Origin of the sequence: Pseudomonas sp. K5002, assembly GCF_013386655.1 — a bacterium.
In the GTDB taxonomy this organism is placed as follows: domain Bacteria; phylum Pseudomonadota; class Gammaproteobacteria; order Pseudomonadales; family Pseudomonadaceae; genus Aquipseudomonas.
Genome location: NZ_JACARK010000424.1, coordinates 1 through 2681, shown reverse-complemented (window position 1 = coordinate 2681; position 2681 = coordinate 1). Strand labels below are relative to the sequence as shown.

The 2681-nt window shown below is 64.4% G+C and carries 3 protein-coding genes; 1 reads left to right on the top strand and 2 read right to left on the bottom strand.

Going from position 1 to position 2681, the window contains the following annotated elements:
- Positions 1–16: 16 nt before the first annotated feature.
- Both HX846_RS19505 and HX846_RS19500 read right to left on the bottom strand, forming a co-directional pair.
- A complete protein-coding gene (locus HX846_RS19505; RefSeq protein WP_003208843.1) occupies positions 17–580 on the bottom strand; it encodes a mechanosensitive ion channel family protein in 564 nt (187 codons plus the stop codon).
- Positions 580–2490 carry an ATP-binding cassette domain-containing protein gene (locus HX846_RS19500; RefSeq protein WP_003208841.1) on the bottom strand — a complete coding sequence of 637 codons (1911 nt, stop codon included), beginning with the start codon at positions 2488–2490 and terminating at the stop codon, positions 580–582. Before HX846_RS19500 ends, HX846_RS19505 begins: the two co-directional genes overlap by 1 nt.
- A gap of 50 nt (positions 2491–2540) precedes the next feature.
- Here HX846_RS19500 and HX846_RS19495 point away from each other — a divergent pair.
- The coding region (locus tag HX846_RS19495; protein ID WP_178965926.1) for a TIGR02444 family protein at positions 2541–2681 on the top strand (141 nt) is incomplete at its 3' end.

Below are 2681 nucleotides of genomic sequence, written 5' to 3'. Positions count from 1 at the left end.
GCTCCCTCGCCACAGGTTAAGGCAGCACGTCGCTGCCGCGCCAACGGCGCACCGAGCGCTGGAAGAACAGGCTGTTGGGCACTTGCACCATGACACTGCCGGTACCGGCCTCTTCCACTTCGATCAGCGTGGTGTAGAGCAGGTTGATCGCCACCACCCGGCCTTTGACGCCGGGCTTGTCGACGGTGTCCACCAACTCGACCACATCGCCCAGGCGGAACGGCCCGACGGTGAAGATCAGGATGGCGCACAGCAGGTTGGACAACACCGACCACATGGCGAAGAACGCCACCGCGGCCACCGCCACAAAACCCGACAACGCCGTCCACAACACCGTGGCAGAGACGCCCAGGCGCTCCAGCACGAAGATCAGCGCGCTGCCCATGATCAGCCAGCGCAGGCCGCCGCGCAGCGGCATCAGCAACTGCGGCGGGAACGGATAACGTTCCCCCAGGCGGTTCAGGCATTTGGCGACGAAACGCTGGGCGAAGTAGCCAGCCAACAGGATCAGTAAAATTTGTACGGCAACCCAGATCGGCGCAATCCATTGGGCCGGCAGCGGCAGTTGCAGCGCTTCCATCAGGACAGCGCCTCCAGCTCCGCTTGCAAGGATTCCAGCAGTTCGAGGGCTTCCATCCAGGTCTCCTCCAACTGCGCTTCACGTACCTTGAGCTTGGCCTGTTCGGCCAGCAGGTCGCGCAATTCATCCTTGCGGGCCGGCTCGTAGACGGCGCTGTCACCCAGGCTGGTTTCGATCTTCGCCAGCTTCTCGTGGATCTTGCCCAATTCGGCTTCCAGCTTGTCCGCTTCACGCTTGTGCGGGGCCAGTTGCTGACGCAATGCAGCCGCGGCCTGGCGCTGGGCCTTCTTGTCGGTCTTGTCCGGGTTGACCGGCGTGTTGCTGACCGGCGCGTTGCGCAGGCGGTAGTCCGACAGCCAACGGGCATAGTCTTCCAGGTCGCCGTCGAATTCCTCGACCTTGCCGTCAGCCACCAGCAGGAAGTTATCCGTGGTGCTCTTGAGCAGGTGGCGATCGTGAGACACCACCAGTACCGCGCCGCTGAATTCCTGCAGGGCCATGGTCAACGCCAGGCGCATTTCCAGGTCGAGGTGGTTGGTCGGTTCGTCGAGCAGCAACAGGTTTGGCCGGTCCCAGGCGATCAGGGCCAGGGCCAGGCGGGCCTTTTCGCCACCGGAGAAATTCAGCACCGGTTCGTCGATGCGCGCACCACGGAAGTCGAAACCACCGAGGAAGTCCCGCAGGGTCTGTTCGCGTTCGGTCGGCGCCAGGCGCTGCAGGTGCAGCAGCGGGCTGGCCTTGGCGTCGAGGGAGTCCAGCTGGTGCTGGGCGAAGTAGCCCACCACCAGGTTCTCACCGCGCACCAGGCGACCGGCCAGGGGCTGCAATTCGCCCGAGAGGTTTTTGATCAAGGTCGACTTGCCCGCGCCGTTGGGGCCGAGCAGGCCGATCCGCGCGCCAGGGGTGAGCTGCAACTTGACCTTCTCGAGGATGGTCTTGTCGCCATAGCCCAGGCGGGCATCGGAAAGGTCCAGCAGCGGGCTGGAGATTTTCACCGATTCGCGGAACACAAAGTCGAACGGTGAATCGACGTGGGCCGCCGACAGTTCTTCCATGCGCTCCAGGGCCTTGATCCGGCTCTGGGCCTGACGGGCCTTGGTGGCCTGGGCCTTGAACCGGGCGATGTAGCTTTCCATGTGCGCGCGCTGCGCCTGCTGCTTCTCGTAGGCCTGCTGTTGCTGGGCCAGGCGTTCGGCACGGGCGCGTTCGAAGGCGCTGTAGCCGCCGCGGTACAGGGTGATTTTCTTCTGGTCGACGTGGGCAATGTTGTCCACCACGGCGTCGAGGAAATCCCGGTCGTGGGAAATCAGCAGCAAGGTGCCCGGGTAGCTTTTCAGGAAGTCTTCCAGCCACAGGATCGCATCGAGGTCCAGGTGGTTGGTCGGTTCATCGAGCAGCAACAGGTCCGAGGGGCACATCAGCGCCTGGGCCAGGTTCAGGCGCATGCGCCAGCCACCGGAGAAGTCGGCGACCGGGCGGTCCATCTGTTCGTTGGTAAAGCCAAGGCCGGCAAGCATCTTGCGCGCACGCGCGTCGGCGGTGTAGCCGTCGGCGCTGTCCAGTTCCGAGTGCAGGCGGGCCTGTGCGGCGCCGTCCTGGGCTTTCTCGGCCTCGGCGAGGTCGTGTTGCACCTGGCGCAGGCGCAGGTCGCCATCGAGCACGTAGTCGATCGCAATGCGGTCGAGGGTGTCGATCTCCTGGCGCATATGGGCGATGCGCCAGTCGGCCGGCAGCAGACAATCCCCGGAGTCGGGAGTCAGCTCACCCAGCAGCAAGGCGAACAACGTGGATTTGCCGGCGCCGTTGGCACCGATCAGGCCGGCTTTGTGACCGGCGTGCAGGGTCAGCTCGGCGTCTTCGAGAAGACGTTGCGGGCCACGCTGTAATGTTAGGCTTTGAAGTCGGATCATAATGGCGGCGGAGTCTACCAGCTTCGTTGGCCGCTGGCTTGGGTGTGAATATGTGCGCTGACCTGTGGAGCTTTGCCCTCTCGACCTACGCCCGCTCGGGCGTCGAGGACGCGTGCCTGCGCTTGCAGGCGCAAGGGGCTGATGTGTGCCTGGTGTTGTGCGGGTTGTGGCTGGAGCAGCGGGGTGTGGCG

Coding starts and splice junctions, on each gene's coding strand:
- HX846_RS19505 (WP_003208843.1), bottom strand. CDS start 580: ATGGAAGCGCTGCAACTGCCGCTGCCGGCCCAATGGATTGCGCCGATC.
- HX846_RS19500 (WP_003208841.1), bottom strand. CDS start 2,490: ATGATCCGACTTCAAAGCCTAACATTACAGCGTGGCCCGCAACGTCTT.